This is a genomic window from Kiloniella spongiae (assembly GCF_001026905.1).
GTDB classification, from domain to species: domain Bacteria; phylum Pseudomonadota; class Alphaproteobacteria; order Kiloniellales; family Kiloniellaceae; genus Kiloniella; species Kiloniella spongiae.
Genome location: NZ_LAQL01000005.1, coordinates 81628 through 95785 on the forward strand (window position 1 = coordinate 81628; position 14158 = coordinate 95785).

Sequence of the window (14158 nt, forward strand, 5' to 3'; positions counted from 1 at the left end):
AAACGTGCCGTTTATTGAGCGGCAACGGCGACTTCATTCAAAAAGGAAGCCGTATTTTTATTTTCCAACGCAGCAGTTGTAATCTGCTGTAAATCCGATGTATCGGCATAGGCCGCGACTGATCCGATAACGATCAGTGAAGGACCTGTAACCTGATGTCGCTGGACCATCTCAGCAGCATCAAAAAGCTGTCCGGGAAGAACCCTTTGATCAACACGCGTACCATTTTCGATGATCGCGATTGGTGTCTTTGGATCCTGGCCGTGTTTAATCAACCGATCAGATATTTGCCCGGCATTTTTCAGCCCCATATAAAAGACCAATGTTTGGCGACTATTGATCAAACTCGACCAATCAGCCGCAGTCATATCATCACCCGTCTGCCCGGTAACAAAGGTAACCATTGATGCATGCTCGCGGTGGGTTAAGGGGATGCCCGATGCAGCCGCACAACCAACCGCAGCCGTAATGCCCGGAACAACATCAACTTCGATCCCGACAGATTTCAGTACATCCATTTCTTCACCACCACGCCCAAAAACAAACGGGTCACCACCTTTGAGGCGGACAACGCGCAGCCCCTTACGTGCTTCACGAACAAGAATGTCATTGATCTCGTCCTGAGTATGACTGTGATGTCCCGGTGCTTTACCCACATAAATACGATCGGCATCCCGGCGGACATAATCGAGGATCTCATCACTGATCAGTCGGTCATATACAACGACATCAGCCTGCTGCATAAATCTCATGGCGCGGAAGGTAAGAAGATCTGGATCACCAGGGCCAGCACCAACGATGGCAACATGACCAGTGGCATTTTCCTGTTTCCAGTTCCGATTAATCAGCCCAAGCATGCTCTCACGAGCAGAAACTTCGCGTCCGGAGAGAACAGATTCAGCGATGGGGCCATCAAAGAAATTTTCCCAAAATTTTCTACGTTCGTTTCCGCGAGAGATCGTTCCCTTCACCGCACCACGAAAGCTATCCGCAAAGGATGCGAGACGCCCAAGTGCTGGTGGTAGCATTCCTTCGATTTTCTCACGCAGATTACGCGCAAGAATTGGAGCAGAACCACCGCTGGAAATACCAATAACAATCGGTGAACGGTCAACAATTGCAGGCATGATGAAGTCTGACAGTTCAGGGCGATCTACGGCATTAACCTTAATACCCTTTGCCCGCGCAGCTTGTGCGACTGCCGCATCAATTTCTTCAATATCAGTTGCCGCAAAAACAAGGCTTGCGCCTGTGACGTCTTCATTCAGGAACTTGCGCCCCAGATGATCAACCTCAGTTTGCGCAACCAGTTCCTGAATCTCAGGACAGAGTGAAGGTGCTATCACAGTTACTGCTGCGTCAGCCTTACGAAGCAAACGCAGTTTCCTTGCAGCTAAGTCGCCGCCGCCAACCAAAACAACTTTCTGCCCCTTAAGAGACAGGAAAATCGGAAAGTGATCCATGACACCCTCACATCTATTTCACACATAATTTAGAGAAATTATTTTCTCAATTACATTAACTCACAGTGAATAGATGACATGTTTTGAAAAAATTACAAGTAAAAATGAAATTTTTTAATATTTAACACTAATAATTAGTTAAAAATAGTGCAGACGATGAAACACTCAATGAAACAGGAAATTATTTTTTATGTACAAAAGATTTTATTATAATAAAATCAACATATTAGTTACAATGCATAATATTACAAAAGAAGAATCTTACCCTATAAGGTAAAGATCTTATCATCCCTCCAATCGAGAAAAACATAAATCCAGGGGAAAAATAAATTTTATATTTACACTTTTTTTCGTGTGATTATATTACTTGCACTTATAATACACTTTTGATGTGTAATTATATCAAGTTCTCTTAAATCAGACGCAACTGTGTGCTTTATTATGGAATATACAGCATTCAAAGATAACTCAGCAGCATCCATCTCATTTTGCCCCAGAAGTATTCTGGCTATGAACATAGCTGTAAAAAGATCCCCCGTTCCCGAAGGGCCATTTTGTAAGAATGGCGTAGAGTACAACATTGCTCTATCTGGACGAACAACCAATGTATGTGTTGTTTCTTCGCCTGTAGAATCTGCTGCAAAATCTGCAGAAGTGACAACCACACAACGTAAAGTAAAATCTTTCATGAGCTTGCGGGCAACCGCAACCATATCACCATGGTTCAGACAACTCGTTGCAGTAAGGCTATCAAACTCAAATTTATTTGGCGTTATAATATCAGCCAGAGGCAACAGTTTATCTGTAATTAACTGCGGTATGCCCGCCTGAACAAAGAAACCTTTTCCAACATCCCCCATAACAGGATCAAGGCAATATAATCCCTGCGGATTGCAGACTTTAAAGCGCTTTACGGCTTTCTCAATAACATATCCATTCTCTAACGTCGCAAGGTAGCCACTCTGAAATCCTGCACTTCCATGAAAAGCGCCACGTTCTTCCAGTCCGGAGAACAGATCCTGCAAAAGGTCGCTCTCTATTGCCTGCCCATAAAAGCTAGAATGCGCAGGATGATTGGATAAAATTGTCGTTGGAACTAAATGTACAGAAACCCCGAGCTTCTGCATCGGAAATGCCGCCGCAGAATTCCCAACATGCCCATAACAAACATGGGATTGGGCAGAGATAATTGATGGCATAGCTTTTCCCCTACATGAACGCCACAGGCATGACATGCCTTACCAAAAGCTCCCCGCTCTCAAAGAGACAAAAATTGCCTAAGATAGCGAGACAGGAAACCCTTCCGTTAGAGCAGCTGACTTCATAACTTTTTCTTGGTCAATTGTTTCAGCTTTTAACTCAACAACAAAATCCGGAAAATATCTATCAAACCAGCTCTTTACGGGTTCTAGAATACTATTTTGCAAAGAGCTATCCATCAAACTGCTGACACGCGTTACATGTTTCAGATAGGCATCCTTCTGGTCTCGTGAATAAAGACGCGTAAATAATCCTAAGACTTTAGCATGACGCTGTGCAGAAAGAACATAATACCAGGACATAAAATCCTGTCCCGCTTCACTATCCCTGTCAATTTTCATTGCTTTGAGATAACGCTCAATCATCCTTGTTCGCAGTCCCTCATCAATATCACGGCGGGCATCTTCTACCAAAGACATCAGATCATAGGGCGCAGCACCGAGTACTGCGGTCTGAAAATCCAACAAACCGCACGATGCAACACCATCACGTCCGTCCAAAATCATAAGATTATCAATATGAAAATCTCGTAAAACCAAAGTAGTCGGAAGCAGAGGCAGAAATTTAAAAACCCGACACCAAGCCGACACATAGGCTTGCCGTACTTCGGCAGGCAAAGCTGCGCCCTTTACACTCGGCACATACCAATCCGCCATAATAAGCGCTTCTTTCACTAAAAAAGCCAAGTCATAGGGCGGCATATCAATTTGAGCCAGCCTTTCGGATGAATGCATTGTAACCAACACATCAATAGCAAGTTCATAGAGTTTTTCTTCGTTCCATCCCGCATGCAAAAGCTTTGCGTAGGTATTGTCGCCAAAATCTTCTAGTAATAAAAACCCATTTTCGATGTCTTCTTGATGGATAACAGGTGTTGAAACGCCACAGGATAATAAATGCCGCCCGACCTTTGCGAACACTGCCACAGGTTCCGCAATACCAGGCGGTGCGTCCATAACGATCCTTGTTTCGCTTCCTTTGGTCAGCCTGAAATAACACCGTGCAGAAGCATCAACAGGCAAAGCTTCAACAGCAGCACCTTCCCAACCTGTATTCTTTATAAAAGCGATTCTCTGCTGTTCTCTTTGATCGGGGGTAATGCTCACCAATAGCTCCACTTAACAAAACACACGTATTCTCAATAGCTTTTCACCTTATATCTGAAAGAGAAAAGGAAAAACAGCAGATGTACTATTCAGGATATTGACAAGATGTATAGACAAGTTATTTTGTATATACATATTCCTGAGTCGGAAAGTTGGACAAATGAAAAAGAACACACGCACAATCCGCGCCCCACACGGCCCAGAGCTTTCATGCGAAAGCTGGCTGAGTGAAGCACCGCTTAGAATGTTAATGAATAATTTGGATCCGGATGTTGCTGAACACCCTGAAGAACTGGTGGTTTATGGTGGGATTGGTCGCGCAGCCCGAAACTGGGAATGTTACGATAAAATTGTCGAAAGCCTGAAAAAACTGAAAGACGATCAAACGCTTCTCGTTCAATCCGGTAAACCCGTTGGCATTTTCCCAACGCATTCAGATGCCCCTCGTGTTCTTATTGCCAACTCTAACCTCGTACCGAACTGGGCAAACTGGGACCATTTCAACAAGCTCGATAAAGCTGGCTTGATGATGTACGGCCAGATGACCGCTGGATCATGGATCTATATCGGCAGCCAGGGTATTGTTCAGGGTACATACGAAACTTTTGTCGAAGCAGGACGCCAACACTATAACGGTGACCTTTCCGGCCGCTGGATCCTTACTGGTGGCCTTGGGGGGATGGGCGGAGCACAACCCCTTTCCGCCACAATGGCTGGTGCCTCTATGTTAGCTGTTGAATGTCAGGAAGACCGCATTGATATGCGTATCCGTACAGGATATCTGGATAAAAAATGCAGTGATCTTGATGAAGCACTTAACATTATCAATGATGCTGTCGCCAACAAAAAAGCAATCTCTGTTGGTTTACTTGGCAATGCTGCTGATATCTTCCCGGAGCTTGTTAAACGTGGCGTCCGCCCAGATATTGTCACCGACCAAACGTCTGCACATGATCCTCTTAATGGGTACCTTCCCCAAGGCTGGACCTGGGGTGAATATGTTGACCGATCAGAAAAAGACCCCAAAGGTACAACAACAGCCGCAAAGAAATCTATGGCCGTACAGGTTCAGGCCATGCTCGATTTCCATGCACAGGGTATCCCGACAGTTGACTACGGTAACAATATCCGTCAGATGGCCTTCGAGGAAGGCGTTGAAAATGCCTTTGATTTCCCTGGCTTTGTCCCAGCCTACATCCGCCCCCTCTTTTGTCGTGGTATAGGCCCATTCCGTTGGGCAGCCCTTTCCGGTGATCCTGAAGACATTTATAAAACAGATCAAAAAGTCAAAGAGCTTATTCCGGATGATCCGCATCTGCACAACTGGCTGGACATGGCACGCGAGCGCATTCACTTCCAGGGCCTCCCATCCCGTATTTGCTGGGTTGGTCTGGGACAACGACACAAACTAGGCCTTGCCTTTAACGAAATGGTGCGCAATGGCGAACTTAAAGCACCAGTTGTTATTGGTCGTGATCACCTGGATTCAGGATCAGTTGCCAGCCCGAACCGCGAAACAGAAAGCATGATGGATGGATCTGATGCCGTTTCAGACTGGCCTTTGCTTAACGCGCTTTTAAACACCGCTGGCGGTGCCACATGGGTATCTCTCCACCACGGTGGAGGTGTTGGCATGGGTTTCTCACAACACTCTGGTGTTGTTATCTGTGCTGATGGTACAGAAGCAGCAGACAAACGATTGGGGCGTGTTCTCTGGAATGATCCCGCAACAGGTGTTATGCGTCATGCAGATGCCGGATACGAAATTGCTAAAAAATGTGCTCGGGATAATAATCTCGACCTTCCTATGGAGTCAGATAAATGAAATCACTGATCCTGACACCCCGTCAACTGACACTCTCTACTCTTCGCGCTCTTACATTTGATGATGTAAAAATCGAACTGAATCCAGCTTGCAAAGCGCAAATTGCTGCATCGACAGAAACCGTTCGTGATGTACTGAGAGACGGCAGAACCGTTTACGGTATCAATACCGGTTTCGGGCGACTTGCTTCTACACGTATTGATGACGAACAGCTAGAAGAGTTACAAAGCAACCTTGTGTTGTCCCACGCAACAGGTATGGGGCCGCTGCTTGATGATGAAGTTGTTCGCCTCATTCTGGCACTCAAGGTAACCTCGCTTGCTCAGGGTTTTTCAGGCATCAGACAGGAAGTTCTCGATTATCTGATCACTTTTTATAATGAAGGTCTATACCCTTGCATCCCGTCAAAAGGATCTGTTGGCGCTTCTGGTGACCTCGCGCCCCTTGCGCACATGTCTGCTTTGATAATCGGTGCTGGAAAAGCCCGGTACAAAGGTGAAATTATGCCAGCCAAGGAAGGGCTGGAACGCATTGGGTTAAAGCCAATGGTTCTTGGTCCGAAAGAAGGCCTTGCCCTCTTGAACGGTACCCAGGTTTCAACAGCTCTGGCACTTGTAGGGCTTTTCAGAGCAGAAAACCTGATGAATGCCAGCACACTGGTTGGTGCCATGAGCGTAGAAGCCGCCAAAGGATCACATGTTCCCTTTGATCCCCGCATTCAAGAAGCCCGGGGACAAATTGGACAAGCAGACATCGCATCTGTATTCAGAACCGTTCTGGACGGCAGTCCGATCAATGACAGTCATACCGACTGTTCAAAAGTTCAAGACCCCTATTCCCTTCGTTGCCAACCCCAAGTTCTTGGTGCCTGTTTGGATCACATGCGGTTTGCCGCCGGTATCTTCGAACGTGAAGCCAACGCTGTATCAGACAATCCGCTGGTATTCACAAAAGAAGGCGACATCCTATCTGGGGGTAACTTCCATGCTGAGCCAGTGGCCATGGCATCTGATGTCCTCGCCCTTGCCATATCGGAAATGGGCGCTTTGTCCGAACGTCGTATTGCACTCTTGATGGACAGCTCCATGTCAGGTCTCCCACCCTTCCTCGTTGCGGGAAGTGGCCTCAACTCTGGCTTCATGATTGCACAGGTTACCGCTGCGGCCCTCGCATCAGAGAACAAATCTCTTGCCCATCCGGCTTGTGTTGACAGCCTGCCAACATCTGCAAATCAGGAAGATCATGTTTCCATGGCAACCTTTGCCGCAAGGCGTTTGTCAGATATGGCAAAAAATACAGCGGGTGTGTTAGCAGTAGAGCTTTTATCCGCAGCCCAAGGTATTGATTTCCTCAAACCGTTAAAGACATCACCAACACTTGAAACGGTTATGGAAAGATTGCGTAAAGATGTCGCCTTCTTCGAACAGGATCGTTATTTTGCCGACGATCTGGAAGCAGCAGAAGATTTGGTATGGCACGGAACATTTAACACAATTTCCAAACCTAATTTCCTGCCAAGTTTTGACTAGGCAATCAGGCCGATAATCTAGAGCTCTTTAATAAAAAGAGCTCGGTACTGGGTTCTGATTGACACAACAACAGTGTATTTCCAGTTTATTTAAAATTTTCCACTGGAAATACACTGTAAAACCATGCATCTATTAATTTATTACAATAATAACAAGAAACGATAAACGTCGCTTGGCGCGTGTGGGGATTTATAATGGATGCTGGGAGCTTCGACAAAAAAATACCTCTTTACCAAAAGGTGAAGGATCACATTATTAGTCATATTCAATCTGGCCAATGGAAACCCGGTTTTCAAATTCCGTCAGAAAACGAGCTAACACAAAGCCAGAATATGTCTAGGATGACCATCCACAGAGCCTTGCGGGAACTTACTGCAGATGGCTGGTTGATGCGCGTTCAAGGTGCCGGCACTTTTGTAGCCGAACCTCGCCCTCAGTCTGCTGTGCTCGCAATTAAAAGTATCGCCGAGGAAGTCAGATCCCGTAATGGGCAGTATGGCAACGAAGTCATGTTACTCGAACAAGAGCAGGCTTCAGCCTATATCGCAGGCGTTATGGAATTGGAATTAAATGCGCCTGTTTATCATTCTATTATTATTCACAAAGAAAACGGTACACCAATTCAACTTGAAGACCGTTTTATAAATCCCGCCTCTGCCCCCGATTATTTAGATCAGGATTTCAGGGATATCACTCCTTATGATTATCTGGTTCAAGTCGCCTCGCTAGATAACGCTGAACATACTATTTTTGCTATTGCGCCAGAAGAAAAGCAGGCTGAACTATTGCAAATCTCTACATCGACACCTTGCTTGTTACTGAAGAGGCGCACGTGGTCCGAAGGACAAACGGTTACCTATGCCAAGCTTATCCATCCCGGTGATCGATATAGCCTGGGCGGGACATTTCAGGGATAGAGATACTATAAAGTAACAGTTTCCACTGATTGCTGAGTCACAAACCTTTTTTGAGATCCCGCATCAAAAACCGGGCGGGATGTATTGCATCTCTGATTTCGTTCGGAATTGGCAAGGCGTCACAACCACATATTAATTTCATAAGGTAGTTTGCCATCAAAGGTGCCGTTAGAAACCCTCGGGACCCAAAGCCCACTGCGCAGAACAGGTTTTGATAATATTCTCCCTGTGGCCAGAAAGACTTGCTTTTTTGTCCGTTCTTCAGGCCAGCGTAATCATTACGATACTGATCTTCATCATAAACCGGGCCGACTAAAGGCAGACGATCAAACGTTGTTCCCCTAACTGATGTCCGGCCACCTAAAGCAGATAGATCTATCTGCGTAGAAATATTGGGAACAATTTCGTTTAGAAGTGACAGATTATGACCATGGTGTTCTGTTGTAACAGACTTGTTTTCAGCTTCATCATAGCAATAGAGCCGCTCAAAAGTAGCACCAAAAACGTGCTGTCCCTTGATTGCGGGTGTAATATACCCACTACCATTAACAATGGTTTTTAAATCTGTGCTGGATTTGTTAGGAAGACAAGTACTGACCTGTCCCCGGTTCATAATCACAGACAGGCTTTCAGATTGAGTAAAATTCCTGGCATTGAAGGCATTGGCAAGAACAACGCTATCAAATTCGAGATCTTCACTGCTTCCTGAAACAGAGAGTTTCCAATTACATTGTCCATGATTTGCATAGGGTTCAAGCGATGTCACCTCGCAATTAAGTCGGACATCAATCTCAGCTGTTAATGCCTTTGCAAGAGCAGTCGTATTAAGGCACCCAGCATACGGATACCAAACAGCAGAGGACGTTAGATCAATACCTGCTAACTCGGAAGCACCCCGGGCATCCACGATAGAAAAATGATCCTGTGGGAGAACATTCGAAGCGACAAAAGACTGTCGACGCTGAAGTTCTTTGTCATCACCGATAAGATCCAACGATCCGCACTGATGATGCCAAATTTTTTCACCTGTTTGCTCTTCCAGTTTTCGATAAAAGCTCAAAGCAAAGAGATAACAAGACGCCAAATACTGTCCCAGCACAGTACCATTACGCATCAGTTTTGGCTCAAATACTGCGGCTGGATTTCCTGATGCTCCTTCGGCAACAGAAGGCGCCTTATCAATCAAAGTAACATCAACACCTGCACGCGACAGGCTATAAGCCAGACAATTCCCGACAATCCCTGCGCCAATGATGGCTACCTTTTTAGGCTTATTTCTTACTTTCGGGATATCAAACCATGGCAGAGACCCTGAGTGCACCACTTTTTTATCTTCGTCGGCTTCAACAGAGGAAAACTCGCCAACAATGCGTTCGCGTTTAAAAGCATAGCCTTTATGTTTTTCGATCTTAAATCCCACACTTTCTAGCCCGCGACGAACATGCCCTGCCGCCGTAAAACTTGCCAACTTCGTGCCAGGTTTTGATTTTCTTGCCAGTAATTTATAAACATCAACATTCCACATCTCGGGATTTTTCTTAGGGGTAAAACCGTCCAGAAACCAGGCATCAACCTGCCCAGAAAACTGTGACAGAACATCCTGTACATCCCCAAAAAGAAGAATAAGCGTAACCCTGTCTTGCTCAAACTCAAGCGTATGAAAGCCAGGACTTAGATCTGGATAAGCCTTAATGAGCGCATCACGAATATCACTAAGCTCATCCCAAGGTTCCAAAGATTTTTGTAACTGAGCACGGCTAAGAGGAAAACCTTCGACGGAAACAAAGGTTAGACGTTGATCTGATTTTGCAGATCTTTTCCATTCTCTCCAGGTCGCTAAAAAATTTAACCCTGTACCGAACCCGGTTTCACCAATGATTGTATTTTGTTTGTTTTCCCAAAGATCTTTACCACCAACGCCGTTCAAAAATACCAAGGCGCTTTCCTCAAGACCATTGGTAAGGGAATAATAAACATCATCATATTTGGTTGATACCGGGACAAAGCCATCCCGCCATTCAAGTTCGGCTTTACTAAATTTAGTCATACAAAAACTCATCAAAGGAGATTATGACTTTTTACTTCCTGAGAGATTAAAGAAAAGCACTGTCATCAGGAAATAAAAAAGCCAGCTACCGTTAAGATAACTGGCTTTCATAGGAAGTGTGATCTTAGTTACCAAAAAGTTTTTTCAAAGCCTCTTTAGGCTTTTCGATAACTTCTTCTACCCCACCAGCATCATCACCACCGAGAGGCAGTTTTAATCCCTCTTCACCGCCAGTAACACCTTCGATGAGAGCTGAAGGATCTTTCAACTGATCAGTCAAGGCACCCGCAAGATCAGGCGTAATTTTAGGGTCATCCCAGGACCCCGTGATCATTAGCGGTACCGCAAGACCTTTGGCCCCACTATCACCGCCCTGACCTTCAAGATCACCAACGAGCTTTGGCTCTACTCGATAATTCAGTGTTTTAGGAGGCATAGGAACAGTCCCTTTGCCAGAAAGCCTGAACAAAGGAGCAATCATGCTCAAATCCTGATTATTCACAACACCTTGTTGAATTGTGTAGGTACCTGATAACTCAGCGAAGTCAGTAGATTGTGCCTCATCAAAGGAATTTTGCAACGCATCCAGTGATACATTACGGATCAGACCGGGAATGTTTATCCCCTTAACTGCACCGTCTTTGAAAACAAAATCTCCGTTGCCGTTCAGATTAGAGACCATCGCCTTTTGAGAAGCACCTTGTGTCGTCAAATTAGCCTTGGAATTCAAAGTCCCCAGAAGCTTTTCGAAATCCGCGCTATCAGACAACAATGGTTCAGCCTGAACCCCGGAAAGGTCAAAATTGATTGCCGTACTAGGTGTAGCCTTCGAACTGTCTAAAACTACTTTACCACGGGCTTGTCCATCATATAAAGCAAGCTGCTTCAAATCTGCAGTTAACTTTCCACCTTTGAGTAGAATACCAAGTTCGCTGACACCGATGGTGATTTTGCGGATTTTCACACCTTCAGATTTCAAGGCCAAGTCTGCATTCACAGATTTCAGTCCGGAGAAATCAATTTTCTCATCACTCCAACCTTGATCTGTCGCCGCACTTTGTGACGCAGTACCACCGGATGCCCCCCCAGAGGAGGTATCTTCAGAGCCAGATGTTTCTGGTGGTAAGTATGGAGTAATATCAAGAACACCAGTAGAAAGTGCCGCTACGATATTTGGCACAGTACCCGAGCTATCAATCTTCAAAGCACCTTGGGCAGTCAAAGCATCAAAGACAAGAGATACATCATCAAAAGCAACCACAGGGCCGTTCAGATCAAGCTGCCCTTTAACCGACAACTGGCCAAAAGTATCTTCGTTGTGACGCTCAATCGGTGCACCGACCCAATCAGTTAGCCCCTTCACAGATGGGACATCAAGATCAAGAGCGCCAGCAAGAGAAAAAGCACTGGCTTGTTGAGCTGAACCGCTGAAGCTAAAATTGACTGGTGTTGAATTAACAGACGCTTCAAGCGTTGTGCTCCCCCCGTTCATCAGGCTTTCAAGATTAGCAACATCCGCTTTAAGGTTAATTGTTTCTGCCTTCCAGTCCAATCGACCATCCAAAGACAGAGGCTCGTTCAGCGCTTGCAGAGATATTTCAAGGTTAAGTGCTTCGATGCCTTCTTTTGTACCAGAAGCTAAATCAATGAAATGAAGCTCTCCATTTTCAATGCGAACATCCCCTAGGGATAGTCCACTAAGACCAGCACCGCTTCCGCCATCAGAAGATTCAGAACTTTCAGCCGCAGCTGTATCACCGGTTGAGTCCTGAGTACCTTCAAGCTCCCAATTTGGCTTACCTGCTTTATCAACTTCAAGATTAATAACGGGCTTAACCAGCACAAACTTATCAATAACAACTTCACTCGATAACAACGGCATGATCTGTAACTCAAGCGCCATTTGCTCAAGAGTTACCATATCTTTACTTTGCCCCTGATCATAATTCGCCAAAGCAACATCGTTGACTTCAACCGCAACGGTCGGGAATAGGCTGAGAGAAATTTCTCCTCCAATTTTCAAATCGCGCCCCGTCGCCTCTTTTGCTTTTGCAGCAATTTCTGGCTTGTAGTCTTCGAGAGAAATAAAGAAGGGAGCAATCAATAGAACAGCAATGACCAAGAGAATTAAGCCGCCGATTGATAAGAGTATTTTTTTCATTTTTAGTCTCCATTACACGATTTGATAATAAATCATGCAAATGACACGATTATTGAAGGTTTAGACGAATAACAAGAAGGCGGTACCCGCTTTAAGCCAGTACCGCCTTTTCATTCTGGCATTGGTTAGCCAGACATGTGAATTACTTCACGAGTGTCACAATAACGCGACGGTTTCTGAACTCAGAAATGCCATCACCAGTGTCAACCGCAGGCGCATTCTCACCAACGCCCTGGCTTTGGACGATAGAAGCAGAAACACCGTGGCTTTCAAGTGCAGTTACAACAGCAGCTGCTCGTCTGTTTGCCAGGTTCTGGTTGTATGCAGATGAACCCGCTGTATCCGTATGGCCAGCAACGATCACTTTTGAAGGTGAATGCTTCTTCACAGCAGCAACAATCACAGAAACTTCGGCTTGTGCATCTACAGTCAGAACATCGGAATCGAAGTCAAAATAAATTGCATAAGGTGCTGGCGCAGCCGCAGGAGCTGGTGTAGGAGCTGGCGCTTTTGCTTTAGGCGCCATGGCCGCATCGACTTTGGCCATCGCAGCTAGAAAACCATCACGACATGCTGCGATGTCATCAGGTTGAATATTTTCTTCTTGTTCCTGGATCCAGCAGTCAAACATAACCTGTGCATTCGCAGCAGATGTTGGCGCAATGTCTGCCGCACCATTTGCAAGAGCAGCTGCTAAACGATCATGAGCAGAGGATAAATCATCAACAAATTCTGCACCCAGATCCCAATTTGCTACTTCTTCAGGCGCAACAACGTTGCCATCAGCAGAGGCCAGTGCTTTGTCCGCGAACAGATTAGAATCTGTCCAATCTTTTTCAGCTTTCTCTGCGCCAGAAAGACCGACGTAACCTTTGTAAAGTTCTCTTGTAAATGAAGAGCCTGATGGTTCTGCATCGCTGGCCATCTGATAACGATCAGCACAAGCAGACAGAGTTAGAGCCGCAACACCGGCTACCAAAGCAAATTTTAAACCCCGCATGATATTCTCCCTTGAAGGTTTAGATATTCATTGAAAACGAGACAAACAAACAAACAAATCCCGGTACTATTTAATTAAAGACCAATTCATACTCAGTTATAAAATATAACCACTAATGAGAATGAAAAGATTACTGGTTCTTTCACTAAAATACTAGGGACCACATTCCCAGCCCTATTATTTACACAGAGAAAATAACACAAAATCAGATAGATACCAAAAGGAATCAATACTTGTTGTTGCCAGATGTTCTCCCAAAGTTCGGTTGACACTAGAATAGAACAAACAAAATATCAACCTGAAGTAATTAAAGTTTTTGTTTGTTTAACGTCTTGTTAAGAAGAATATAGATTTGGTTTAAAAACACATCTTGGTAAAATTACGTACCAGTATAACCTTGTTTTAATTAAAACCTTCGGGGCAACTAAATCAAACGTACCGGAATCATCTTTAAGTAGAAAACTTGCTTGTATCCACAGATATAGGCGCACAGATTCCTTACCTTTTCTTCGAGTTACGCTAGCAACTAAACCAATAGGCGATAAATATGACAACAAAACAATCAAACATGATATTATAAAGAAAAAAGATCAGGAGAAGATAAATGGAAACCCCTGAAATTGCGGACATCACTCCGGCAACCATAGAACTCGAAGAAGGTAAAACATATTTTTGGTGCGCTTGTGGCAAATCAAAAAAACAGCCCTTTTGCGACGGCAGTCATAAGGGAACCAGCTTTCAACCGCTATCATTCACAGCAGAAAAGTCCAAGAAATATTTCCTGTGTCAATGTAAACACAGCTCAAAAAAACCCTTTTGTGACGGAAATCACAAACACTTGCTTTGAATA

Annotated in this window: 10 protein-coding genes; 4 read left to right on the forward strand and 6 right to left on the reverse strand. The window is 44.9% G+C overall.

The window, feature by feature from the left end; all coding sequences use genetic code 11:
• Positions 1-11 precede the first annotated feature (11 nt).
• The 3 genes from cysG to WH96_RS08165 all read right to left on the reverse strand — a co-directional run bounded on the left by cysG (position 12) and on the right by WH96_RS08165 (position 3829).
• Positions 12-1463 carry a siroheme synthase CysG gene (gene cysG / locus WH96_RS08155; protein ID WP_047763678.1) on the reverse strand — a complete coding sequence of 484 codons (1452 nt, stop codon included), beginning with the start codon at positions 1461-1463 and terminating at the stop codon, positions 12-14.
• Between the two features lie 338 nt (positions 1464-1801).
• Complete coding sequence (gene pdxY / locus WH96_RS08160) at positions 1802-2662, reverse strand: pyridoxal kinase (RefSeq protein WP_047763679.1); 861 nt, start codon at positions 2660-2662, stop codon at positions 1802-1804.
• A gap of 78 nt (positions 2663-2740) precedes the next feature.
• Positions 2741-3829, reverse strand: coding sequence for an aminoglycoside phosphotransferase family protein (locus WH96_RS08165; protein ID WP_053005774.1), 1089 nt, complete (start codon positions 3827-3829; stop codon positions 2741-2743).
• A gap of 160 nt (positions 3830-3989) precedes the next feature.
• Between WH96_RS08165 and hutU the strand changes: the two genes are divergently transcribed.
• The 3 genes from hutU to hutC all read left to right on the forward strand — a co-directional run bounded on the left by hutU (position 3990) and on the right by hutC (position 8100).
• Positions 3990-5654, forward strand: a complete 1665-nt coding sequence (gene hutU, locus WH96_RS08170; protein WP_047763680.1) for a urocanate hydratase — start codon at positions 3990-3992, stop codon at positions 5652-5654.
• Positions 5651-7183: a histidine ammonia-lyase gene (hutH, locus tag WH96_RS08175; protein ID WP_047763681.1), complete on the forward strand. Its 1533-nt coding sequence runs from the start codon at positions 5651-5653 to the stop codon at positions 7181-7183. The genes hutU and hutH overlap by 4 nt, the downstream gene beginning before the upstream one ends.
• A 194-nt stretch (positions 7184-7377) precedes the next feature.
• On the forward strand, positions 7378-8100 hold the full coding sequence (hutC, locus tag WH96_RS08180) for a histidine utilization repressor (protein WP_047763682.1): 723 nt from the start codon (positions 7378-7380) through the stop codon (positions 8098-8100).
• A gap of 37 nt (positions 8101-8137) precedes the next feature.
• Here the strand turns inward: hutC and mnmC are convergent, their stop codons facing one another.
• The 3 genes from mnmC to WH96_RS08195 all read right to left on the reverse strand — a co-directional run bounded on the left by mnmC (position 8138) and on the right by WH96_RS08195 (position 13308).
• Positions 8138-10147 (reverse strand): bifunctional tRNA (5-methylaminomethyl-2-thiouridine)(34)-methyltransferase MnmD/FAD-dependent 5-carboxymethylaminomethyl-2-thiouridine(34) oxidoreductase MnmC, encoded by a 2010-nt coding sequence (gene mnmC, locus WH96_RS08185; RefSeq protein WP_162200134.1) that lies wholly within the window; start codon positions 10145-10147, stop codon positions 8138-8140.
• Between the two features lie 124 nt (positions 10148-10271).
• Positions 10272-12308 carry an AsmA family protein gene (locus WH96_RS08190; RefSeq protein WP_053005775.1) on the reverse strand — a complete coding sequence of 679 codons (2037 nt, stop codon included), beginning with the start codon at positions 12306-12308 and terminating at the stop codon, positions 10272-10274.
• 142 nt (positions 12309-12450) lie between these two features.
• Complete coding sequence (locus tag WH96_RS08195; protein ID WP_047763684.1) at positions 12451-13308, reverse strand: OmpA family protein; 858 nt, start codon at positions 13306-13308, stop codon at positions 12451-12453.
• 604 nt (positions 13309-13912) lie between these two features.
• On the opposite strand from WH96_RS08195, the gene WH96_RS08200 reads away from it, so the two are divergent.
• The gene (locus WH96_RS08200) at positions 13913-14155 is read left to right on the forward strand and encodes a CDGSH iron-sulfur domain-containing protein (protein ID WP_047763685.1); all 243 of its coding nucleotides are present in this window, start codon (positions 13913-13915) and stop codon (positions 14153-14155) included.
• Positions 14156-14158 lie beyond the last annotated feature (3 nt).